The 23,544-nt window shown below is 48.8% G+C and carries 22 protein-coding genes and 1 riboswitch; of the genes, 6 read left to right on the top strand and 16 right to left on the bottom strand.

The features are described 5' to 3' along the window. Window positions 1-83: 83 nt before the first annotated feature. From MKY24_RS03965 to MKY24_RS03940, 6 genes are all read right to left on the bottom strand, one after another. Window positions 84-326, bottom strand: a complete 243-nt coding sequence (locus MKY24_RS03965) for a hypothetical protein (protein ID WP_338533233.1) — start codon at window positions 324-326, stop codon at window positions 84-86. Window positions 327-363: 37 nt separating this feature from the next. Beyond that, entirely contained in the window at window positions 364-1,230 is an 867-nt protein-coding gene (locus tag MKY24_RS03960) for an inositol monophosphatase family protein (RefSeq protein WP_023987010.1), read from the bottom strand. Between the two features lie 174 nt (window positions 1,231-1,404). Further along, window positions 1,405-2,406, bottom strand: coding sequence for a UV DNA damage repair endonuclease UvsE (gene uvsE, locus MKY24_RS03955; protein WP_339201440.1), 1,002 nt, complete (start codon window positions 2,404-2,406; stop codon window positions 1,405-1,407). Between the two features lie 138 nt (window positions 2,407-2,544). Next, window positions 2,545-2,868 carry a hypothetical protein gene (locus tag MKY24_RS03950; RefSeq protein ID WP_023987008.1) on the bottom strand — a complete coding sequence of 108 codons (324 nt, stop codon included), beginning with the start codon at window positions 2,866-2,868 and terminating at the stop codon, window positions 2,545-2,547. A gap of 101 nt (window positions 2,869-2,969) precedes the next feature. After that, entirely contained in the window at window positions 2,970-4,058 is a 1,089-nt protein-coding gene (locus MKY24_RS03945) for a D-alanine--D-alanine ligase (RefSeq protein ID WP_068939418.1), read from the bottom strand. A 73-nt stretch (window positions 4,059-4,131) separates the two neighbouring features. After that, window positions 4,132-5,127, bottom strand: coding sequence for an amidase domain-containing protein (locus tag MKY24_RS03940; RefSeq protein WP_023987006.1), 996 nt, complete (start codon window positions 5,125-5,127; stop codon window positions 4,132-4,134). A 420-nt stretch (window positions 5,128-5,547) separates the two neighbouring features. Between MKY24_RS03940 and acnA the strand changes: the two genes are divergently transcribed. Beyond that, window positions 5,548-8,259, top strand: coding sequence for an aconitate hydratase AcnA (gene acnA / locus MKY24_RS03935; RefSeq protein ID WP_023987005.1), 2,712 nt, complete (start codon window positions 5,548-5,550; stop codon window positions 8,257-8,259). A gap of 267 nt (window positions 8,260-8,526) precedes the next feature. On the opposite strand, the gene MKY24_RS03930 is transcribed toward acnA, so the two are convergent. Further along, window positions 8,527-9,363, bottom strand: coding sequence for a YitT family protein (locus tag MKY24_RS03930; protein WP_023987004.1), 837 nt, complete (start codon window positions 9,361-9,363; stop codon window positions 8,527-8,529). A gap of 506 nt (window positions 9,364-9,869) precedes the next feature. Between MKY24_RS03930 and MKY24_RS03925 the strand changes: the two genes are divergently transcribed. Further along, on the top strand, window positions 9,870-10,022 hold the full coding sequence (locus tag MKY24_RS03925) for a hypothetical protein (RefSeq protein ID WP_010348453.1): 153 nt from the start codon (window positions 9,870-9,872) through the stop codon (window positions 10,020-10,022). A gap of 121 nt (window positions 10,023-10,143) precedes the next feature. Here MKY24_RS03925 and thiC read toward each other — a convergent pair whose 3' ends face one another. Beyond that, window positions 10,144-11,988, bottom strand: coding sequence for a phosphomethylpyrimidine synthase ThiC (gene thiC, locus MKY24_RS03920; protein ID WP_339201437.1), 1,845 nt, complete (start codon window positions 11,986-11,988; stop codon window positions 10,144-10,146). 187 nt (window positions 11,989-12,175) lie between these two features. Then, window positions 12,176-12,288, bottom strand: a riboswitch (TPP riboswitch). Window positions 12,289-12,443: 155 nt separating this feature from the next. Further along, window positions 12,444-13,187, bottom strand: a complete 744-nt coding sequence (locus MKY24_RS03915) for an IclR family transcriptional regulator (RefSeq protein ID WP_071639527.1) — start codon at window positions 13,185-13,187, stop codon at window positions 12,444-12,446. 298 nt (window positions 13,188-13,485) lie between these two features. Between MKY24_RS03915 and MKY24_RS03910 the strand changes: the two genes are divergently transcribed. After that, window positions 13,486-14,523, top strand: coding sequence for an alpha/beta hydrolase (locus MKY24_RS03910; RefSeq protein WP_023987001.1), 1,038 nt, complete (start codon window positions 13,486-13,488; stop codon window positions 14,521-14,523). 253 nt (window positions 14,524-14,776) lie between these two features. Further along, the gene (locus tag MKY24_RS03905; RefSeq protein WP_023987000.1) at window positions 14,777-16,156 is read left to right on the top strand and encodes a Fe-Mn family superoxide dismutase; all 1,380 of its coding nucleotides are present in this window, start codon (window positions 14,777-14,779) and stop codon (window positions 16,154-16,156) included. A 20-nt stretch (window positions 16,157-16,176) separates the two neighbouring features. Here MKY24_RS03905 and MKY24_RS03900 read toward each other — a convergent pair whose 3' ends face one another. The 7 genes from MKY24_RS03900 to MKY24_RS03870 all read right to left on the bottom strand — a co-directional run bounded on the left by MKY24_RS03900 (window position 16,177) and on the right by MKY24_RS03870 (window position 21,712). Beyond that, entirely contained in the window at window positions 16,177-17,022 is an 846-nt protein-coding gene (locus tag MKY24_RS03900; RefSeq protein WP_028541009.1) for a lipoate--protein ligase, read from the bottom strand. A gap of 165 nt (window positions 17,023-17,187) precedes the next feature. Next, a complete protein-coding gene (gene folE, locus MKY24_RS03895; protein WP_013308743.1) occupies window positions 17,188-17,781 on the bottom strand; it encodes a GTP cyclohydrolase I FolE in 594 nt (197 codons plus the stop codon). Window positions 17,782-17,835: 54 nt separating this feature from the next. Further along, complete coding sequence (locus MKY24_RS03890; RefSeq protein WP_013308742.1) at window positions 17,836-18,090, bottom strand: YneF family protein; 255 nt, start codon at window positions 18,088-18,090, stop codon at window positions 17,836-17,838. A gap of 105 nt (window positions 18,091-18,195) precedes the next feature. After that, on the bottom strand, window positions 18,196-19,944 hold the full coding sequence (queG, locus tag MKY24_RS03885; RefSeq protein ID WP_028541010.1) for a tRNA epoxyqueuosine(34) reductase QueG: 1,749 nt from the start codon (window positions 19,942-19,944) through the stop codon (window positions 18,196-18,198). Window positions 19,945-20,039: 95 nt separating this feature from the next. After that, complete coding sequence (gene rnhA, locus MKY24_RS03880; protein ID WP_023986996.1) at window positions 20,040-20,477, bottom strand: ribonuclease HI; 438 nt, start codon at window positions 20,475-20,477, stop codon at window positions 20,040-20,042. A gap of 93 nt (window positions 20,478-20,570) precedes the next feature. Further along, complete coding sequence (gene lepB, locus MKY24_RS03875) at window positions 20,571-21,155, bottom strand: signal peptidase I (RefSeq protein WP_023986995.1); 585 nt, start codon at window positions 21,153-21,155, stop codon at window positions 20,571-20,573. Between the two features lie 131 nt (window positions 21,156-21,286). Then, the gene (locus tag MKY24_RS03870) at window positions 21,287-21,712 is read right to left on the bottom strand and encodes a GNAT family N-acetyltransferase (RefSeq protein WP_023986994.1); all 426 of its coding nucleotides are present in this window, start codon (window positions 21,710-21,712) and stop codon (window positions 21,287-21,289) included. Window positions 21,713-22,233: 521 nt separating this feature from the next. On the opposite strand from MKY24_RS03870, the gene MKY24_RS03865 reads away from it, so the two are divergent. Continuing rightward, window positions 22,234-22,848, top strand: a complete 615-nt coding sequence (locus MKY24_RS03865) for a superoxide dismutase (protein WP_023986992.1) — start codon at window positions 22,234-22,236, stop codon at window positions 22,846-22,848. A 135-nt stretch (window positions 22,849-22,983) separates the two neighbouring features. Beyond that, complete coding sequence (locus MKY24_RS03860) at window positions 22,984-23,475, top strand: DinB family protein (protein WP_076160609.1); 492 nt, start codon at window positions 22,984-22,986, stop codon at window positions 23,473-23,475. The last annotated feature ends 69 nt before the right edge of the window (window positions 23,476-23,544 follow it).

The raw sequence follows: 23,544 nt of genomic DNA, 5'->3' as shown, positions 1-23,544 counted from the left end.
AGGTAATCAGTGAATGTCGCCTCCTTTATAACATACAAAATACCCCATGCCTTGGTCATTCGGCAAGAGGTATTTGTATTTGCTTAGCGTTGATCGGATGGTTTCGATTTGTCCGCCTTGCTCATATATTCGTCGTATCGGTCATCAAGTTCACGTGCCATACTCCGGTATTTACGCGTCTCCTCAACAATGGGATCGATATGAGTCTGAATCCGCACCTCATATTTAGGGCTGAGCCGTTCCCGCTTTTTGGCCTCATTCTCACGAATTTCGCCTTCCGTCAGCAGTTCACTGAGCTGGCGTTCCAATTCTTCGGATTGGCTCATCGCGATTTCCTCCTTCAGGATGATGGTCTACGTAGAATTATAACCCGGTTGCGTCTGCTTCTTTCAGCACTTGAATAAGTTGAGAATGAATAGCTGTATTCGTAGCTGCAATATGCCGTACACTCAGGTCATAAGGTCTGCCCAATGTATCGGTGATGGTACCGCCTGATTCCTGTACCAGCAAAGCGCCCGCTGCTACATCCCACGCATTCAAACCAATTTCGCAATAAGCCGACAGCCGTCCTGACGCTACATAAGCCAGATGCAATGCTGCCGATCCCAGCGCCCGAATGCCACGTACTTGAGGTGTAAGAACCTGCGTAATTTTCATATTTAGCGGTTGTGCATACGTACGGTCCGGTGGGAAGCCGATGCAGACCAGACTATCTCCCAGTGTTTCTTCTCTCGATGCTTGCATGCGATTGCCATGCACATACGCGCCTTTTCCTTTTTCCGCTACAAACATTTCATCACGGGACGGATCATAAATGACCCCGACAATCACCTCTCCACGATGGGCCAAGGCAATAGACACACTGTAATACGGCAGACTGTGTACAAAATTGGTAGTGCCATCTACCGGATCAATAATCCATAAATATTCCTCTTCACGGGCAGCCTCTAATGCGCGGGCCGAAGCTTCGGCTCCCGGCTCTACACTCTCTTCACCCAAAATAGCATGATCGGGAAAATGGGTCAGAATCAGTCTGCGAATCATCTGCTCTGCACCTTTATCTACCTCGGTCACTAGATCCGTAGGAGACTGTTTAGTATTCAAATGTTCAACAGTTCCCAGTCTGCTCTTAATCCATTCCCCGGCTTTGGATGCCGCGTTAATAGCCACGGCAGTATAGCTTTTTCCTGATACGATATAGGGAACCTTTTCGTTTTCATGTTCGTTCAACGTGTTCACTCTACTTTCTATATCATTGTTACGTGGTTTACGAAGCTGCCCTACAGCACAGTCTCTTAACCATCTCTGTTTCATTACAAGTTTGCTAGTTTACACATTCTAGTATACACAATAAACTGCATAAAGTTTCTCTAAATGGGAGCTTTATCCGCGAAATGCCACTTTCTAAGGCATAATTTCTACGGAAGCCCCATCCAGCACTTTAACCCCATTGTCTTCCTGAAGGCGCAGTTCATTCATCAATCCGAATAACGCTTCATCCTTAAGCTTGGCTTCAAGCATGACATCAATTCGATCCGTATATCCGGCAATATTGCGCAAAAAGGTAAGCAACGGCTCCACTAGAACACCCTCCGCATGGCCCCGGGGATCTTTTTCACTTTTGGGACTGGACGCATGAATTTTGGGCGGCAATGGATAATCAGCAGAAGATCCGGCTTGGGCCAACTCCCCTTTCCAAGTATCCAAAATACCCGGCCATAGCTCCCACGACTTTTCCCCCTCATTATTCACCCATTGATGATGAATATCGAGAACCATCGGCAACCCCGTCAATTTGCAAGCCTCCAGCGTTTCCACCGCATTGAACGTTTTATCATCATTTTCCAGCGTTAACCGTTCTCTTAACGAAAGATCCAGCGCACTAACCTGCTCTACAAAACGCTGGCCTGAGGTCACCTTATCTCCGTATGCACCACCAATATGAATGTTGTTCTTGGCTTCGGCACCGAGCCCCATGGCCTCCAGCATCGCTTTGTGGTACTTCAGATCATTAATGGAGCTCTGCAACACCTCAGGACGGGGAGTGCTTAACACTGTAAAATGATCGGGGTGAAACGATACCCTCATCCTATTCGCCTTGACATAGTTCCCTACCTCTGCAAAATCAGCAGCAAGCGCCTGAAACGGGTCCCAATCCCGCAGATCCTGATGGGTCGCGAGCGGAATCAGCTTAGATGAGAAACGATAGACCTGGATATCACTCGCGCGATTATGGCGCAGCAGCCTCAAAGTATTATGGAGATTTTCGGCTGCTATCCGTTCTAGCTTGCGGATCGCAGCTTCTCGGTCTCCAATCTTGTTAAAGCTGCTCATTGTCATGGTTTTAGAGGGGGATGCATTTTGCACGGTAACCGACATGGCTACATAACCGAACCTTACGATCATAGGGTGTCTTCCTTTCAGCAGTCGCAGTAGATGGTAAGGCCGCTTTCGTTCTGTGACCTAAAACCCTTTTCTACTGATCATACCCGGAAAAGCACCTGCTGATTCGGTGTTATCGCACAAATTGCAAGAAGGAATCAGCTAGGATTGCTGCTGTGCTCCAAAAAACATTTCATCCGCCAATGCGGTCTGAATTCTCGCTTCCTCTTCATTCAGCTTACGAATGAGAATCATTTCAACTTCGGTCACTTCATCGCCCTGGAAATTAATTTCGGCGATACAGCCCACAATCTGCACGATGGCTACTGCCACGTTATCCACGCTGTAAGCGATGACCTTCTGGCCTGTCGGAAACACGCGCAGCCCGGATTTAACCATCTTGCCACGTCCGTATTCCAGCAGTTCGTAAAGTTCTTGTTCGCTCTTGAATTTGCACACTGAGTTAAATTCAGTTTGAAAGCCCATGTGTAGCCGCCACCTTTCATGATTAAGGGTTTAGTGTTGTGCTCAAAGATATGCCATTTATATGAACAAAAAGGAGAGTGATCAGCTCCCCTTTGTTTCGTTTATGAGTTCTCGTAGTGCAGTGCCGACCTGCGCTCATAACGCTCCAGTGCAAGGGCAATCATGCGGTCCAGCAGACTTGCATAGGATACGCCTGTTTCTCTCCACAGTAATGGATACATACTGAACGGTGTAAAACCAGGCATTGTATTCACTTCATTAATAAGGATATGTCCGTCCGAGCGTCTGACGAAGAAATCGGCACGGGAAATCCCGCAGCCTTCTAGAGCGCGGAATGCTTGCAATGCGGCTTCACGAATACGATCTGCCACTTCCTCATCCAACGGTGCCGGAATAAGCATTTCCGATTGGCCATCCGTATATTTGGCAGCGTAATCGTAATAATCACTCGCCGATACAATTTCACCCGGTACCGAGGCAATCGGCTCATCATTGCCCAGTACGCTGACCTCAATCTCACGGGCATCGACGTACTCCTCAACAATCACCTTTAGGTCAAATTGCAAAGCCAGATCTACAGCCTTTTCCAGCTCTTCTCGGTTGCTGGCTTTGGAAATACCGACACTTGATCCCAGATTGGCTGGTTTGACAAAGCAAGGATAACCTAGCTCGGTTTCCATGTTACGTACCAGATCATGACTGGTTTGGGCCCACTGTGTACTATTAAAATAACAGTATTTCACTTGCGGCAATCCTGCATGCTCAAACAGCTTCTTCATGACGCCTTTATCCATACCTGCTGCCGAAGCCAGCACTCCCGCACCGACATAAGGCATATCCGCCATTTCGAACAGACCCTGAATCGTTCCGTCCTCGCCAAAGGTACCGTGCAGCAACGGAAACAGCACATCCAGCGTCTGCTCTCCGTACAGCTTGCCGAACAATGTATCTAATGCCGCCTTGGTGCCACCCTCTGCGCGTTCCAGCTTCAATTGCTCTACAGAAGCCAGAGGAGCGCTTAATAGCGCCCCTCTACGCCAATCGCCAGCCTTCGTAATATAAAAAGGAATAATCTCGTATTTCTCATAGTTAAAAGCGTTCATTACCGCATACGCCGTTTGCAGCGAAACCTCATGTTCACCCGATTTGCCACCGTACACCAGCCCTACGGTCAATTTTTGATTTGCCATGCCTATCCTCCGCTTTCCTGCTTTCGTCATTGTGACTGATTTGCATCACTGTACCTGTTATCCATCATCTCATTTAAAAATAGTCGGCGATGTGATAAAAGCGATATACCGTGTTGTCGGTCCACGCATACGAATTTTTATAGTCCCAATAACGATGTCTGGAGCTTACCGTATGTGCATTGACTAGCGGCATGCCGCCCGCATCAAAGGCCGTCACCACCGTGCTGTGCTGGAAGGTTCCGTCACCATCCCAATCGTAAAAAATGACATCCCCCAGCATGAGCTGCTCTGGGCGACTCACTTGCTCAGCAGTCAACCCCCATGAACTGGAGCCCAAATACCGCTCCAGACTGTTGGAAACTGCCCAACTGTAGCTCCACAGCTCACGTCCGGCAACCCGTCCTTTATACCACCAGCCCGATTCTCTTTTACCAGTATAGTGGATCGGTGCTCCCCCTGCAAAGAGGCATTGCGAGATATAATTGGTGCAATCCACATCAAAACCTTCAAACTCCGGATTGAAGCTATCCCACCACTGATCTGCATAGGCCGCTGCTTCTTCGCGGCGATATCGGCTGGGACGTGCTGATGAGCCGAAGCCCAGCACACCGCGATTCAGCAGCGGCAGATTTCCTCCTTGATTAAACGAAGCCTGTTCAAAAGGAACCTCTCCCCCTGCTGGCTTCCTTTCTGCCGGATCGCGCTCAATTCTCGCTACCTGCCAGGCTTCACCCTCGCGTGTGAACGTCAGACGCTCCCGTTCAATCCGATCCTCCCGGTGAGTCATCCCGCCCTTCTCATAAAAGAGTCGGACATGCAGTTGTACATCTACCACAGCCTCATCCGGAGTATCCTGCACCATTCGTAGCGGCTTGGCGCGTGTCTCGCTGCGTAGGGGAACAGCGTCCCGTTCGTTGTACCACTGCTCCAATCTGGCCGCACGTGCTGCTCGTTCCATCCGCTGCCCCACCTCCAGATACTCATCTGGCTGCGGTACACCATTCACTTCACTGCGATTGTATTGATTCACGTAAGCAAAAAGGGCCTGTTTCCATTCCCGCTCCCCCATCCCAATCCCTCCATATTCGTCCCGCTATCCTTTCCTGGGGATAACCGGAGTGATGTATGACTTCCTTTCTTGCCTCTCTGGTCTGAAATGCTCTCTATCTATAAGTATGAATCTCTAAAGCTTGGTATGAACATCGAAACGCGAGGGAGCGGAACGTTTTATTTTCCAATCTGCAACGCATCATTTAGGCCAAAAAAACTTTACGGAACCGTCTGAAAACGGTATACTTAATCCAAAAGCAATCATTTTGAAATCACGTTTCATCTAATGAAACAAATTACATTGATCGCAACCTCTAACACGTAATGAACCACTGAAGATGTAATTGAGAACGCAACCAATTTAAACCAACTGTGCAAGACGTCGAAAAAACGACATCCCTATTTTCCCCCAAGCATCCACTTCAAGGAGGTAATACTTATGTCAGGAAAAGATCAGTTCTCCATTGCCCGTAGTCTCGAAGTTAACGGTAAGCCTTATCGCTACTATAGTCTTAAGGCACTGGAGGAACAAGGAAAGAGCGGTATTGCCAAGCTGCCTTTCTCCATTAAAGTGTTGCTGGAAGCTGCGGTTCGCCAATTTGACGGACGCGCCATTACAGAAGAACATGTGCAACAGCTGACAGGATGGGCTGAGGATCGTGACACCAACAAGGAGATTCCGTTCATTCCTGCACGCATCGTGCTACAGGATTTTACCGGTGTCCCGGTGGTTGTCGATTTGGCAGCTATGCGTGATACGGTGAAAAAAGCGGGCGGTGATCCGAAACAAATCAATCCGCTCGTCCCTGTCGATCTCGTTATCGACCACTCGGTCATGGTCGATGCTTTCGGTACCAGTGACGCGCTGGACTACAATATTAATGTAGAGTTTGAACGCAACGAGGAGCGGTACCGTTTTCTGCGTTGGGCGCAAACGGCGTTCAACAACTTCCGTGCTGTACCGCCGTCCACCGGTATCGTCCATCAGGTCAATCTGGAGTATCTCGCCTCCGTGGCCGCCACCAAAACCATTGACGGCGAAACGGTCGTCTTCCCGGATTCCCTCGTGGGAACAGACTCCCATACCACGATGATTAACGGCCTTGGTGTTGTTGGCTGGGGTGTCGGCGGGATTGAGGCAGAGGCGGGTATGCTGGGGCAACCGCTGTATTTTGTCACTCCCGATGTGATTGGCTTCAAGCTGACAGGCAGTCTGACGGAAGGCTCTACCGCCACCGATCTGGCGCTCACTGTAACGCAAATGCTGCGTAAAAAAGGCGTAGTCGGCAAATTCGTGGAATTTTACGGGCCTGGTCTGGCTAACATCAGCTTGGCTGACCGTGCGACAGTTGCCAACATGGCACCGGAATACGGCGCAACGATTGGCTTCTTCCCGGTCGATGCGGAAACGCTGGCCTACCTGCGCAGCACCGGACGTTCCGATGAGCAAGTAAGCCTTGTAGAGGAATATTACAAGGCGCAAGGCATGTTCCGCACATCCGATACGCCGGACCCTGTGTTCAGCGATACGATTGAGCTGGATCTGGCTTCGGTTGTACCGAGTCTCGCGGGACCCAAACGTCCGCAGGACCGTGTTGAGCTTAGCCGCATGAAAGAAACGTTTGAAGGCATTATCCGTACCCCGGTGGACAAGGGCGGCTATGGACTGAGCGATGAAAAAATCGCACAGAAGATTCCTCTGACCCATCCGGACGGCTCCACCAGCGAGTTGGGTACAGGAGCAGTCGTTATTGCAGCTATCACAAGCTGCACGAATACCTCCAATCCAAGCGTTATGCTCGGTGCGGGCTTGCTGGCCAAAAAAGCAGTGCAGCGCGGGCTCAAAAAACCAGGCTATGTTAAAACAAGCTTGACACCAGGCTCCCTCGTCGTGACGGAATACCTGCAAAAAGCCGGATTAATCGGACCGCTCGAAGCCCTCGGCTTCCATGTAGCAGGCTACGGCTGCGCAACCTGTATCGGTAACTCCGGCCCACTTCCTGACGAAGTGAGTCAAGCCATCACTGACAATGATTTGACGGTTGGCGCAGTTATTTCCGGCAACCGGAACTTTGAAGGTCGTGTGCATGCGCAAGTAAAAGCCAACTATCTCGGCTCACCGCCACTGGTTGTCGCTTATGCGCTGGCAGGCACAGTGAACATTGATTTGGTGAATGATCCGCTCGGTTACGATCAGGACAATCAGCCTGTCTACCTGAAAGATATCTGGCCAACCTCCGAGGAGATCAAGGAAGCCATCAGCCTGTCTCTCAGCCCGGATATGTTCCGTCGTAAATATGAGAATGTATTTACTGCCAACGAAAAATGGAACTCCATTCCGGTTCCTGAAGGCGAACTATATGAATGGGATGAAAAATCAACTTATATTCAAAATCCACCATTCTTTGAAAAACTTCAGGATGGCGTGCAGGATATCAAGGAAATCCGTAATGCCCGTGTGCTTGCCCTGTTGAATGATTCGGTCACAACCGACCATATCTCACCAGCAGGCAACATTGCTCCTTCCAGCCCGGCAGGACTGTACTTGAAGGAGCATGGCGTGGAACGCAAGGACTTCAACTCCTACGGCTCCCGTCGCGGTAACCACGAGGTCATGATGCGCGGTACATTCGCCAACATCCGTATCCGCAACAATGTGGCTCCAGGTACTGAAGGCGGCGTGACCAAATACTTGCCAACGGATGAGGAAATGTCCATCTATGATGCATCCATGAAATATCAGGCAGCCGATCAAAACCTGATCGTCATTGCTGGTAAGGAATACGGCACAGGCAGCTCTCGTGACTGGGCGGCCAAAGGTACGCTTTTGCTGGGCGTTAAGGCTGTCATTGCCGAAAGCTTCGAGCGGATTCACCGCAGTAACCTGGTCGGCATGGGTGTACTGCCTCTGCAATTCCAGGAAGGCTATGGCTGGTCCAGCTTGGGTCTGAACGGTCGTGAAACGTTTGACATTCTTGGCATCGACAATGACGTGAAGCCTGGTCAAGAGCTTACGGTTGTGGCTAAACGCGAGGATGGCACGAAGTTCGAATTCCCAGTAATTGCCCGTCTGGACAGCACTGTCGATATCGACTACTACCACAACGGTGGTATTCTGCAAACCGTATTGCGTCAAATGATCGAAAGCTAAGTTTATGAACTTCATATGTGAAGAACCCCCGTTTTGCAGATAAAGCTGCAATCGGGGGTATTTTTTTATTTATATAAACCGAACTTAAGAGTTACCTATAGCGCCACTGCGCAGTCGGATGGTGCTTCGCTTGTACAGCACCATTCCGCCTACTCCGTTTTGATGTTCATTTTTCAAGTTCATCTTATTTATATAAAACAAAAAAAGTCGATCCCTCAGGACCGACTTCCAACTATGTTCTCTTATAACCTTACCTTCGCACGCGAGTTATTTCGAAATATCCAGAAAACCCTCTCCGAACACATCCCGCACGTCATGAATGGTGATAAATGCTGCTGTGTCGATGGCTTTCACTATCTTTTTAAGCGCTGATACCTCTTGTTTACTAATGACGATATACAGCACTTCTTTTGGATTTTTAGTGTAATATCCGTGGCCTGACAGGACGGTAACTCCACGATCCATTTTCGTGATGACCATCTCGGCAATTTTATCTTGGTGCTCCGAAATGATCATGACCGCTTTTTTAGGGTTTAGTCCTTCGATCATGAAGTCCATCACCTTCGTACCAACGTACAAAATAACGATAGTTAGCATCAATTTTTCTGGACCAATAATAAAATAGGAAGAGAACGCGACAATCAAATCAAAAAACAGCAGGCCATAGCTGATATTCCAATCCAGATACTTGTTGGCAATTCGGGCTAAAATGACCGTTCCCGCCGTAGTGCCACCTACCCGTACAATTAAGCCAATGCCGACCCCCACCAAAACTCCGGCAAATACAGCATTAATCGTCGGCTCATGCGAATCAATCCGCCAGTTGACCGTTAAATGTAGAAACAGCGAGTTAAAAGCGACCGCAATTATAGTGTACAGGGTCGTTCTCTTGTCCAAAAATTTATATCCGACAATCAACAGCAAGCCATTGATCACCAGATTGACGATCGAGGGAGACCACTGAAACAGGTAGTACAAAATGATCGTAACCCCTGTAACGCCCCCCTCACCAAACTCATTCGGGATCACAAACAGATTAACAGCTAGCGCGAAAAAAAACGCACCCAGAATAATAAATGCGATATCTGCAATACTTTTTTTCATATATGCTCTAATCCTTTCTCTAACATTTCAAAGGATGAATCGCCAGATGGATTGGCTGACTCTTGTTGCCAAAATACGCTGACAACCAGTTCATGGTATCTACTACCAAACATAAAGTCAATACAACTTTGACACTTTAATTCGCCACCAGACTGCCTCAATCCTGACTTGGATTCCGCAAAATTCTCCTTTTACAAGGTTATTCGACAAAATAACACAATCCCGACTACTAAACTAAGAAAACGGGCCTCTAGCCCTTGTTTTAGACCTAGGCACATTTTCCTCTAAAACGACCATCCTCCTAATCGACATTTTGGACACATATGACCATCTTCCTGTTTTATGTCAAAAGCGTTTTACTTTGAAAAAATGTGGGTATAATGATTGAAACATTACCAAGCAACCTACATAGCATCACGACATCAAGTACATACAAATAGTCCTATACAGACGTCCTAAGCAACTCAATCTGAATTTGACAATATGGAATTGGAGGAATGACCTACATGAATACAATGAACTTAACCGTCCACACCCTGATGCCCTTTCACCACCAATACCAACGTGCCAACGCGGTGAGTATGCAGAAGAAAGAAGATAGCTCGGAGAAGAAGCTCAGCTTTCAGGACATTTTGAATGAAAAAATGGGTAAAAAATAAGGCGCCGTTTATCCGGTTGCATGATCCGCTTTACATAAGCTAAAAAGCCGTAGTTTCCTACATCGACTGTAGAGAACCACGGCTTTTTTAATTCATTTGTCCCTAAACTCCCACGTTCGTTTTACTGACCTCCATCCCGATACTGCTCTGCCTTCTCACGCATCCCGGCAGCTACTGCTTCTTGAGTGTTCAGCCCCTTATCCGCTGCATAGGCGCGAATGTCCTGAGTGATACGCATACTACAAAATTTGGGGCCGCACATCGAGCAAAAATGTGCTTCCTTGGCGCCCTCTGCCGGTAGCGTCTCATCATGGTAGGACAAGGCCCGCTCGGGATCAAGCGACAGATTGAACTGGTCCCGCCAGCGGAACTCAAAGCGTGCCTTGGACAAAGCATCATCCCGCTGCTGCGCCCGTGGATGACCTTTCGCCAGATCGGCAGCATGTGCCGCAATTTTGTAGGTAATGACACCCTCACGGACATCATCCTTATTGGGCAGACCCAAATGCTCCTTAGGCGTAACATAACACAGCATGGACGTCCCGAACCAACCGATCATCGCCGCCCCGATGGCTGAGGTAATATGATCATATCCGGGGGCAATATCCGTCGTGAGCGGTCCCAAGGTATAGAAAGGAGCTTCCTTACAAATCTCCATTTGTAAATCCACATTCTCTTTGATTTTATGCATAGGGACATGTCCTGGCCCTTCAATCATGACCTGAACATCATGCTTCCAGGCGATTTGCGTTAGCTCGCCCAACGTTTCCAGCTCTGCAAACTGTGCTTCATCATTCGCATCATAGATGCTACCCGGACGTAGACCATCCCCGAGAGAAAAGGCCACATCATAGGCTTTCATAATTTCGCAGATTTCTTCAAAATGTGTATACAAAAAATTCTCCTGATGGTGCGCAAGGCACCAGGCTGCCATGATCGACCCGCCACGGGATACAATTCCCGTCATTCTATTCGCCGTCATCGGTATATACCTCAGCAATACACCCGCATGAATTGTAAAATAGTCCACTCCCTGCTCCGCTTGCTCAATCAGCGTATCGCGATACAGCTCCCACGTCAGCGCTTCTGCTTCGCCGTTCACCTTTTCAAGTGCCTGATACAGCGGTACAGTCCCAATCGGTACAGGAGAATTCCGAATGATCCATTCACGTGTTGTATGGATATTACGGCCTGTGGACAGGTCCATAACCGTATCCGAGCCCCAACGCACAGCCCAGGTCATTTTTTCCACTTCCTCCTCGATGGAGGAGGTAACCGCAGAATTACCAATGTTCGCATTGATCTTCACGTGAAAATGACGCCCAATGACCATTGGCTCACTTTCAGGGTGATTGATATTCGAAGGCAAAATGGCTCGTCCAGCCGCCAACTCCTGCCGTACAAACTCAGGCTCCACCCCTTCGCGGATCGCCGCAAATTCCATTTCGGGCGTAATGATCCCTTGCCGCGCATAATGCATTTGTGTCACTGTACGACCTTGCAAAGCACGAAGCGGACGGTTGGTCACGCCGGGAAATTCCACTGTCTCCCGTTTGGAGCCAGGTTTCAGTCCATTATCCTCCGGCTGGACGGCGCGTCCCTCGTAAGCCTCCACATCGCCCCGTTCCAGGGCCCAAGCTCGCCGCAATGGAGGCAGGCCCTGACGGATATCGACCTGATAGGCTTCGTCGGTCATGGGACCGCTCGTATCGTACACACGCAATGGCTCATGATGCTCCGTGCCCTGCGGCGTATGTGTAGGATGAAGAGCAATTTCGCGCTCTGGCACGGCAATGTCCGGCCGTGAGCCTTGAATATATACCTTACGGCTCCCTGGAAAGGGCCTTACCCCACTGGCTTGCTCCCCGTTTGTCTTCTCTACCTCAACTTCTTTTGTTCCTACCAATCTTACTTCTGTTGATTTCAATTCTGTTCCTTTTGTTCCTTCTACTTCTGTCGGCTTCATTGTCCATTCCTCCCGTTTCGATGAAATGACACACCGATCCGGAACCATTCCCAGGGTGGCGCTGATCTATGCAAAAAAGCCGGTTCCCCAGGGAACCGGCTAATCTAACGAGGCAGCTATCCAGACAGTACGCATGTGGAATAATCCTATTCCAATGCGTCACCGTAGACAGCAGCCGCGTATACATTTCAATGGCCGATTACTTCCCTACGCTGGTATGATCCAGATCAGGTGCAAAGGGTCCGGAATCTTGCACGATTCCATCTCAGCCCGGCATTACAGGCTCCCCCAGTAACTGTGATACTTCTATTCACATGAGGCGGCTATAACAGATATCCCGCCATCCTTACCAGACTACTTTAAATTTATGGCTTTGGCAACCCTTCTAGGTTCCCTTTACCAAGGAGACGCTCCCCATCAAATCACTTTGCTTGCTTCAACTGTGCTCATTCTTGTTACGGAAGCATAAGTCCCATTTCCTTCGCCGCTTCAATCAAAATCGGAGCAAAGTCATGTAGCGTCTCGGGTGCAAGCCGACTGACCGGACCGGATACAGATAAAGCCGCAGTGACCTGTCCCTTCCGGTTTACAATTGGGGCAGCCACAGCAGCAGCCCCTGGCTCCCGTTCTTCATAGCTGGTCGCATAGCCCTTCTCGCGAATGTCCTGCAGCTGGGCTTTATAGACCTCCGGGTCTACCGAGGGCGGCCATTCATCCCCGCTTAGCAGGGCTTCCAGCTCTTGCGGCGGCATAAAGGCTGCCAGCACTTTGCTGGAGGCCCCTACAGCCAGCGGCATACGCGCACCTACAGGCGCAACCCTGCGGATCGCCTGATTGCTCTGCACGGCTTGTATGCGAATACGCATGCTGCCGTCCCGTAAGTACAAGCTGACCGTCTCGCCCAGACGATCACGTAGTCCTTCCATTGCAGGCTGTAACAACACCGCCGGCTCGTCGCTTTGGGACAAATGCGTGGATAGCTCCCAAATGCGGAAGCCAAGTCGATATTTTTCCGTTTCGGCATTCCGAACGACAAAGCCCCGATCCTCCAACGTAGTCAGCAGCCGATGAACCGTGCTTTTATGTAGACCAATTTTGGAGGCAATCTCCGTCAGGCCAAGATCCGAATCTGCGGTAAAACACAGCAGTATATCAAGTGCACGCTCTACAGCGCGAACGGTTAATTTACGGTCTTCCATCGTGAACCGCTCCTCTTGTATCCATATTCGTTTCACACTATGAAACATGGTTACATAAATTATATAGAATAGTCGCGGCTACTGTAAACCGATGTTTTTGTGACAACCATATTACAGAACGAGAACAAACATCGACAATACTTTGCATCATTTTTACTTTTCCGGTTCAGGCGTTGACTTTGGATAATCCCCATCATACGATAATAGGTATCTATACGGATCTACACTACTATTTTCAAGTGGAATTATACCTAAATTCTATGAAACGAAGATCAATTTTATATAAGGAGGCTCTTACATGATTTCGACATCCCAGCGCAACGCTCAGCTACAGACCGCTGTTCAGGAGCCGTCCACCCCACTCTTTAATCCCCGTCTGCTGCGGTTCAAGCACGTTGTGATTGCTCTGCTGCTGTCGGTCGTCTTTTTTCTGTTGTTTTGTTTTATTGCCTTGCATGCTTACATCGCATGGGTACTTACGAATCCCACCGTTGCACCACTGTACTCTAATCCGATGCAGGCTAAAAGCATGCCTTATGAGGAAGTCAGCTTCCCTGCCAAGGATGGTAGCCGCATGGTACAAGGCTGGTATATCCCGGCGGACCAATCGCGGAAAACGATTATTTTCAGTCATGGCTATGGGGCTAACCGCGAAGAAAGCTGGATTCCCATGTATGATTTGGCGCATTATGCCCACAGTTTGAACTTTAATGTGGTCATGTTCGATTATGGATTTGCGTCACAAAACAGCAAAGCAGTCGCAACCGGAGGCAAAGCGGAATCCCAGCAGCTTCTCGGAGCGATCCAGCTTGCGAAGCAACGCGGCTCGTCGGAGATTATCGTATGGGGCTTCTCCATGGGGGCAGGAACCGCTCTTCAGGCGGGCTTGCAAACCAAGGATGTGGACGCAATGATTTTGGACAGCACCTTCCTGCTGGAGCCAGATACGCTGTACCATAACATTCACAATCAAATTAATCTGCCAAGACATCCGTCTTTGGAAATTCTGGAGTTGCTGTTTCCAGTCTTGAACGGAACCAGCTTGCATCAAATTCCATATCAGGAGGTTAAAAAGGAAAACTATCCGTTCCCGATCATGTTTGTGCATGGTACACAGGATGAAAAAGCTCCTTATCCTATTGCGGAAAAGCTCGCTGCCAATCAAACCAACCCGCTTTCCAGTGTATGGATTGTTAAAAACGGGATACATGAGCTTATTTTCAGAGAGCACCCTCGTGAATATTTGCGACGGGTATCGACGTTTCTAAGCAGTGTACAGGAGCTGGAGGACAAGAAAACCATCGCTGATGCCCACAAACAAACGACTACGAAGTAAATTTTTCGAAGAACTGTATTCTATTCTTCGCCTGGAAGAAGCCTGCCTATGGACACTTAACCCGTGCCGTAGCTGGGCTTCTTTTTCGTTTTCCATGGGTATTCATTGTTTTACGTAACAGATGTGACCGGATTAAGGGAGTTCATAGACATATTCCTGATGAGACAGCGAATATACTGGGTACGTATGCATCCAGGGCAGATCTGCCAGATCCGCCGGATAGCCATAGTAGGATACGGGAGGTAAAAAAACGATGCTGAGTACTTATGGGTCTTTCCTGCCCTTACGTGTGCTGGAGGAAATTCGGCATTGGAAGCAGCAGGAAAGTTGGCATGTGGAAGTGATTAAATCCGCTACCGAGGGATTGGAGCCAACTTATGTACGGTTGCTGGATGATTGGCGGACTGTATTCGAACAGACGGAACGCACCGCCATAGAGTTGCTAGAAGAGCAACGGAGCGTACTCGATCCGGCAGATCAGGCGTGGCATCAGGAATGGAAACAGATGTCGGCTGCTCCACAAGCACATACACACGAATTCACTGGACATTCAAAACAGTCAAGGGGATTAGACGCATCATCATCTGTAAAGATGCCATTGTCAGAGTCAGCCTTAAACTCTCAGCCTGACTCACAAGAATTAAATCGTCGACTGGACGATTTGCTGCAAACCGCAAACCGTCAGTCACAGGAGTATGTACGACAGCTCGGTCTGCTGAGCGAGCACAGTCATGCATTGCGTCAGCAGCCAAAATCTGCCGGAGTTGTATTACACGCGGCACATGAAAGCCAATATTTCCTAATCTCGACAACCCCCTTTCAAGAACCTGGCTCCATCGCAAGGGCTGCTAGGTTGTATCATGTAGCGGCAGAGGGTGAGAATTACCCAGAGGAAGCGTTTCGAGAACGGCAGGCAGGCATAAGGGGAGAAGGCGCATGGACGACTAAAAGCGTCAAGTCCAGCCAGGCACAACCTTCGGCAACGGAAAAAACCTCAATCGGCCGCTCGGTTCCTATTGGGGGACATCGGCTACCGCCGCTCCCTTACCCCTATAATGCGCTTGAACCGTATATTGATGAGAAAACGATGCGTATTCACCATGATAAGCATCATTTGAGCTATGTGAATGACCTGAATAAAGCGGAAAAGAAGCTGGAAGAAGCCCGAAAAACAGGTGATTTTGACCTCGTAAAACATTGGGAACGCGAACTGGCATTCAACGGCGCAGGCCATTATCTGCATACTCTTTTTTGGACGATCATGAGTCCTAAAGGTGGCGGAAACCCAAGCGGACCGCTGGCTGAACAGATTAAAAAGGATTTTGGCAGCTACGATGCATTCAAAAAGCAATTCAGTTCGGCAGCCGAAAAGGTCGAGGGTGGCGGCTGGGCTATCCTGGTATGGAGTCCACGCGCGGGACGGCTTGAAATTTTGCAGGCCGAAAAGCACCAGAATCTGACTCAATGGGAGTCCATTCCGCTGCTGGCGATAGATGTATGGGAACATGCATATTACTTAAAGCATCAAAATGAGCGTAACAAATACATTGAGGATTGGTGGCATGTCGTTAACTGGCCTGAAGTGGAAGCGCGCTACGATCAAGCCTCCAAACTGAGATGGCAACCCTTCTAAGCTTCTAAGCTAAAGAAAAACTACACCTGCAAATCGTATCGCTCTCTGAGCGCTGCCATTTGTTCGGTCAATCCTTCCGGTTGTACCACCCAGCCATCGGCAGGTAAAATGGCTGTCCGGCTCTCAACGACACGGCGCAGAGATGCCGTGTACGCCTCAACAGATGGCACTCCAGCCAGCTCTGCCAGGCTACCCATCGTTGCTGGATTCACCCGGGGGTAATCCTGCTGCTGCACGCCTGCCGATGTGTCCCCGGCTGCCTCTGTATAGAAATGCTGCACCGCCTGTGCACGCTCTGCACCGCTGCCCTCAATCATCACGAAGGCTGTGATGATATACGCCTTGGCTTGGCGCCGCTGTGCAATGCCGCAAAACTTGCGGCCCCGGACGCTGACATCGTAATCCCCGGGACAGAAGGACCCGAGGATTTCTCCGGTCTGCGCCTCGCCAGACCACGGAACCAGCGCATCGGCAATTAGCGCTGCCATGAGCCGAAAATCCTCATGCAGGCTGATGGCCCGCTGTGGATTCGGCAGGATTAAGGACAGGTTCAGTACCCCTCTGTCCAGCATGACGGCTGCTCCACCCGAGGGGCGTACGCATACCGAGGTTCCCGCGTTGCGCACTCGTTCCATCGCCTGTGGGGCGTAGGGAAGCCTGCGGTCCCGGTGACCGATCACAAGCGCTGACGGATGCCGCCATAGATGCAAAATGGGTGTAGCTCCTTTCCCTACTTGCCGACAAGCCAGCTCCTCCCAAGCCAGCGGAGACAAAACATTCTCCTGAGTGGCCGCGAGTGGCGTTTCAAACCACTGTAACTCAGGCAAAGCTGTTGTTTTTTCCATTGATCTATGTACATTCTCCATACGTTATCCCCTATCTATAAAAATAACTGTTATCCATAGGCAAATCGTAATTTTAAGGCAGCTATCCCGTCGTCTCTATTTCTGATGTTAACAAAAAAAGGTGGCTACGCCTATGCGTAAACCACCCTTTTTTTGTTCATCACATAAACGTCTTGCGATGTTCGATCAATCCTTGAGCAGCGACAAAAACTCTGCGCGCTGCGCTGCATCATCACGAAACGTACCGCGTACCGCAGACGTTACCGTTTTGCTACCAGGCTTTTTGACACCTCTTGCACACATGCACAAGTGCTCGCCTTCCACGACCACCATAACCCCGTGAGCGGAGACCGCTTCATTTAAAATATCAGCGATCTGTGATGTAATACGCTCCTGTACCTGCAATCGGCGGGTCACTGCCTCTACCAGGCGTGCAAGCTTGCTCAGTCCTACAATTTTGCCGCTGGGTACATAGCCGATATGCACTTTTCCGAAGAAAGGAGCCATATGGTGCTCACACTGGCTGTAATAGACGATGTCCTTCACGATCACAAGCTCCTCGTGATTCTCGTCAAATGTCACACCCAACGCATCCCGGGGATCAACCTCATAACCCGCAAATATTTCCTCATACATGCGCGCAACGCGTGCCGGTGTTTCCAACAACCCTTCACGCTTGGGGTCCTCACCGATCAGTTGTAAAATCTGCTCCACATGGTACTCGATTTTATCCCGGTTATCCGCAGCTTTGCGGTTAATATAATCTTTTACGCCAGCCACAGTAATCCTCCTCTATGCAGCAACCTCATGCGGCATCCGTGCTCACGTTGCTCATTATTTCCGACGGCCCTGATTTTTACGCGGACCAGGCTGATTTTTGGAGAACTGTTGGTTCTTCATCATCTGCTGGGCTTTTTGCATTTGTTTCCCATTCAGGTTGTAACCCATCTGTTTGGCCATTTTTTGCAGCGTTTCGGGGTCGTTTTGCATCTTTTCAAGCTGTTTACGAAGATAATAAGCACCGATGAAAAATCCCCCAACCAAACCAGCAATCAGGGTAATAATCGGAATGACAATATTCCACACCACGAAGTCGTCACCTCTGTATATTTATATGAAACATCTTGAATTGCACGAACCTATCATAGCAAAACATGGGACAGCTAGCAAATCACTTTTTGCAAACATATGTCCTTATTGTTTCTCCAAATCCAGCAGCTTCGTCTTGACTGGTAAGCCTCCAGCATAACCGACCAAACTTCCGTTTGCACCCGATACCCGGTGACATGGAAACAGAATGGGTAACGGATTTTTGTTATTGGCTCCACCCACAGCACGTACCGCCTTGGCTCGTCCGATCGATTCTGCAATATCTTTGTAGGACACACTTTGTCCGTACGGAATATTTTGTAATGCACGCCATACCTGCTCTTGAAAAGGAGTGCCTCTCAAATCATAGGCTATACTGAATTCCCGTCGTTCTCCCGCAAAATATTCACGCAGTTGGTCCGCGGCTTCGCGCAGTTTTTCCGGCTCCTGCACATAGACATATTCCCCAATCCATGTTCGGGCCCATTGCTGAAGCAGTGCTTCCTTTGCATGAAAAACGCCATAGTCTATTCGGCACAGCCCCCGATCCGTAGCGCACAGCGTCAACGTGCCCACAGGTGTCTCCATCTCATCATAATAAATGGTGGTTGGACCCTGTGAATCTCCGGCCGTTACTTCTGATTTTGGTAATTCAGACGCCTTTTGCTGTTCTGCCTGCTCTTGTTCCTCTAGTTTGGAATGCGCTTGCGCGATCATTTCGCGTACTTGCTCATGTTGTTCCTTCTCTGATGCTTGCTTGATCGCTGTCATAGCGTTCTCCCCTCCTATTCGACTCAAAGCCCACGCCGCCGTGCCTCGTAGCTCGGGACGCGGATCATCCAATAAAACCTCCGTTAACTTGGGCACCGCGCTGATATCCTTGAAATTGCCCAGTCCAATGACTGCATTGCGTTGAATGGGCTTCTTCCCCCGCCAAGCCGCCGCACTTTGTCCAAATCGGTCTTTGAATTCACGGTTGCTCAAATCCAATAACGGCAGCAGCAACGGCTTCACAATTTCAGGATCGGGTGTAAGCTCGGGATGGTGATCCCAATTGAGACCCCGATTTTTGGGGCATACCATTTGGCAGGTATCACATCCGTATAGCCGATTCCCTATCTTCCGCATAAACTCCTCATCCAGAAAGCCCTTCGTTTGCGTCAAAAAGGACACACACCGCTGGGCATTCAGCTGTCCAGGACCCACAAGCGCGCCCGTAGGACAGGCATCCAAACATTTGGTACACTCGCCGCAACCATCCGTTACCGGTTCATCTGGCTGGAAAGGAATGTTCGTCAACAGCTCACCTAGATAAATCCATGATCCCAGCGTCGGTGAAATCATCATCGTATTTTTGCCGCTAAAGCCAATCCCTGCGCGTTCCGCAACGGCTCGATCCGACAATTCTCCGGTATCCACCATGTTTTTCAATATGGCATCAGGTACCCGCTCACTTATAAAAGCCTCAAGCTTTTCCATCGCTTCGCGTAGTACCAGATGATAATCTTTCCCCCAGGCTGAACGTGCCAAAATACCACGGTACTTCCCCTTGTCCGACTTCGGCGGGTCCTTCATTTTGGAAGGGTACGCCACCGCAATAGCAATCAGAGATGCAGGCTGTGAGCCATACAGCTCCGGGTAGATCCGCTTATCAATATCTGGCTCTTCAAAGCCGGATTCATAGCCTTTCGCACGATGCTCTTCCAATATAGCTTTCAGAGACAGAAAGGGGTCGGCGGATGCGAACCCGATGGAGTCGATACCCAGCCCTGGAGCTGCCTCAATAATTTCCTGCTTGAGCGAAGCCCAAGTCGAAGCGGTTCCGGCAGCCGCCTGAGTCAATCCGCGTTGCATCCGATACTCACCTCTCTTCCACTTTTTATCATTACAGATATGAGGATTTGCAAAATTCTCATATCTCAAATTTCAACAGAAAATAGCAGCAGATGCTACCGTAAATTTTTAACAGCACTGGTCGCCAGAAAATCACAGCGATTATTCAGTTCATTGTCACTGTGCCCCTTAACCTTCACATATTCAACCTCATGCTTACCCATCAGTTCCCACAATTCTTCCCATAGTTCCTTGTTCTCCACTGGCTGGTTTTTACTGTTGCGCCAGCCATTACGAAGCCAATTCTTAATCCAGCCCTGTTTGAAGCAATTGACGACATAGGCAGAGTCACTATGTACTTTCACATGGCAAGGCTCCTTGAGCAGCTTCAGTGCTTCAATCACGGACTTGATCTCCATACGGTTGTTTGTCGTCATTTTCTCGGCACCCGACAGCTCCTTACGATGTTCCCCATACAGCAAAACAATCCCCCAGCCCCCAGGACCGGGATTTCCCGAACAAGCACCGTCGGTATATACCATCACTTCTTTCATCATCCTCTTCCTTTCCTAATCGGTAACCGCCTGCTCCGTCATGGTCCTGATCGGTTCGGACGTGTTCCGCATTAATTTCAGACTTTAGTTGCTCTATAGCCATTTCCACTCAGATATCGGCCAAAATATAAATTCTGCACGTCCCAGTAAATCTTCAGATTTAATGCTTCCAAAATAGCGGCTATCCTTGCTCGCTGCAATATGGCGATTATCTCCCATGACAAAAAAGTGCTCCGGCTCCACCGTAAAAGGACCATAATCACCATCCTCCACGTCAGAGTTGGTGTAAGGTTCATTTAGCAGTTCACCGTTCACATACAAATGATTATGTTCAACTCGGATTACATCTCCGGGAATACCTATGACTCTTTTCACTAAAAATCTTGGACTCGACAGCTTGGAATCGGGATCTTTTAAAATCACAATGTCCCCCCTGCCCGGATCATGAAAATTATAAACCAGCTTGTTGACGAACAAATGCTGGCTTTCCATTAGCGTCGGCTGCATCGAATGTCCTCTGACCGTGGACAAGTTAAATACAAACAGGTTCAGAAGCAGCAAGACGACCATGGCAATCAGAAGGGTGACTAACCAATCGCGTATGTAACCAGAGTGACCTGCTGGTTTGGACGTTTCCGGCGAGGGAAGCGGGCCTGGCGAAGGAGCCAAAGCGTCCATGATTAAACCTCCTTAACCCTGTTATAAATAGAAAAGCATATCCCGTACCCGATTGCAACGGTTACTCAGATATGCTCTAAATGTAAATATTATACTTAATGTTATTCAATTCTCTTTATTTCGATTCCCGATTAATGAGGCGCCAAAATACTCAGCTTCTGAAAAGCCTGTAAAATCTGGCTTGCTCCATAGCCCATCGCTTCGTACAAAGGCATGGCCGCACTGTTATGCTTGTCCCCTGCTACCCAAATACGGCTAACCTTACGTTGCTGAAAACGCTGCTCCATGGATTCCACAAGCGATTTGCCGATTCCCATCCGACGACGATCCGGGTGAATAGCGATACGATAGTAACAACCATCATTCTGATCGATCGTGCCGATCAAAGCACCAACGATCTCACCCTCTTCTTCTGCAACGATGATCAAACCGGAATCCCACGAAAGCTGACGGGCAAACGCACTCACCGTCTCTTTGTAGCACTCCTCTGACAAGGCAATTTGCATGAGTTCCGTTACTGAGTTCACATCACTTAATTGAAAGGAACGAACGTGCATAAGTAATATCTCCCTTTTCGTAAGCATAATAAAAAAATTGAGACAGCACCGTCATTTTTACATAAATCCTTAAATTTCTTATCATGGTGTTAATCACAAGGCATTATGATAAAAATGCATACGATCTGCTATATATGAAATGAAGAACAGGAAAAGGGTGTATGCCCTCAAGTTCGTCATGTCATAGACATGACAGATTATAGCAGACGACAAAAAAGCCGAAATTTCTGCTTCCTTGACCATTAAACCATACTTTTTGATGGAATACATCCCTTTTTCTCATGTAAGCGCTGTATATAAAGCGTTTACATTTCAATGTTCACAATTTACCTCTTATTACCTAGGTATTATGTATTCCAATCGGGTTTTTGGACATGCTAGCTACCAGGCCGTATTGCCCAGTTTGCTATTTTACAAACAAAAATGTTGATTAAATAGGCTGAATGCGGTTTAATATAACTGTCGAGGGTATTATTACATAGGAACACTTACCCAACCATATAACCAGGAGGGATTTTACTATGGCATTTCAATTACCAGAACTTCCTTACGCAAAAGACGCACTGGAACCGCACATTGATGCACTGACAGTAGAAATTCACCATGATCGTCACCATAACACATATGTAACGAACTTAAACGCAGCTCTGGAGAGCGCTCCTGAACTGCAAAGCAAAAGCCTGGAGGATCTGATCTCCAATCTGGACAGCGTTCCTGAAAGCATCCGCACTGCGGTTCGCAACAACGGTGGTGGACACCACAACCACAGCCTGTTCTGGGAAGTTATCGGTCCTAACGGCGGTGGACAACCGACAGGTGCTATTGCTGAAGCAATCAGCAACGAGCTGGGCGGCTACGACAAATTTAAAGAAGACTTCACTAAAGCAGCTACAACACGTTTTGGTAGCGGCTGGGCTTGGTTGGTTGTCGGCAAAGACGGCAAACTGGCGATCACTAGCACTCCAAACCAGGATAGCCCGCTGTCCGAAGGTCTGACTCCGGTACTTGGACTGGACGTTTGGGAGCATGCTTACTACCTGAAATATCAAAACAAACGCCCAGACTACATTGCAGCATTCTACAATGTAATCAACTGGGATGAAGTAAACAAACGTTACGCGGCTGCAAAGAAATAAGCCAGTAACAACATCTCTATCCTATAATAAAGGGCTGTCTCAAAAGTAGATTTTCTACGAATGAGACAGCCCTTTTGGCATTCCATGGTAAACTGGTGGAGATGATTCTTAAATATAGTCCCTGGAGGTTGATGGATGCAGACTTTTTTTCGTTACAACTGGATGATTCGGGAACAATGGTACCGCTGGTGTGAAGAGGTGCCGCAGGAGGAATTACTGAAACAACGCGTCGGCGGAGTCGGCGGCATTCTAAAGACACTCTTTCATATCGTTGATGTGGAGTGGAGCTGGATTCAAACGATTCAGAGCAAACCCGACTTTCAGGAGGACTTCTCTCTGTATGATACGCTCGACAAAGTCCGTGAGCTGGATGCAAAGTTTCGACTCGATGTCGAGCCGTTCGTGCTCGCCTGGCATGATGGTCTGGAACGGAAAAGGTTTGAAGATCACCTCCCGGACGGCAGGATTGTAATTGATGCCTGGGGCGAGGTGATGCGTCATGTCATCGCCCACCAAATCCACCATATTGGGCAGTTGTCCATATGGTCTCGGGAGCTAGGCAAGCCTCCGGTTTCGGCCAATGTAATCGGCAAAGGGCTGATTGAAAGCGATGGTGGCATCGATTAGCTTTAACGAACATACAAGTATATTCATGTGACTCAGAGCCGTCCTCGGTCTTTTTTAACGACTGAGGAC

It is taken from the genome of Paenibacillus sp. FSL P2-0322, from assembly GCF_037975315.1.
GTDB classification, from domain to species: Bacteria; Bacillota; Bacilli; order Paenibacillales; family Paenibacillaceae; genus Paenibacillus; species Paenibacillus polymyxa_B.
The sequence above is the reverse complement of the archived record's forward strand: the minus strand, read 5'-3'. Positions and strand labels throughout refer to the sequence as shown.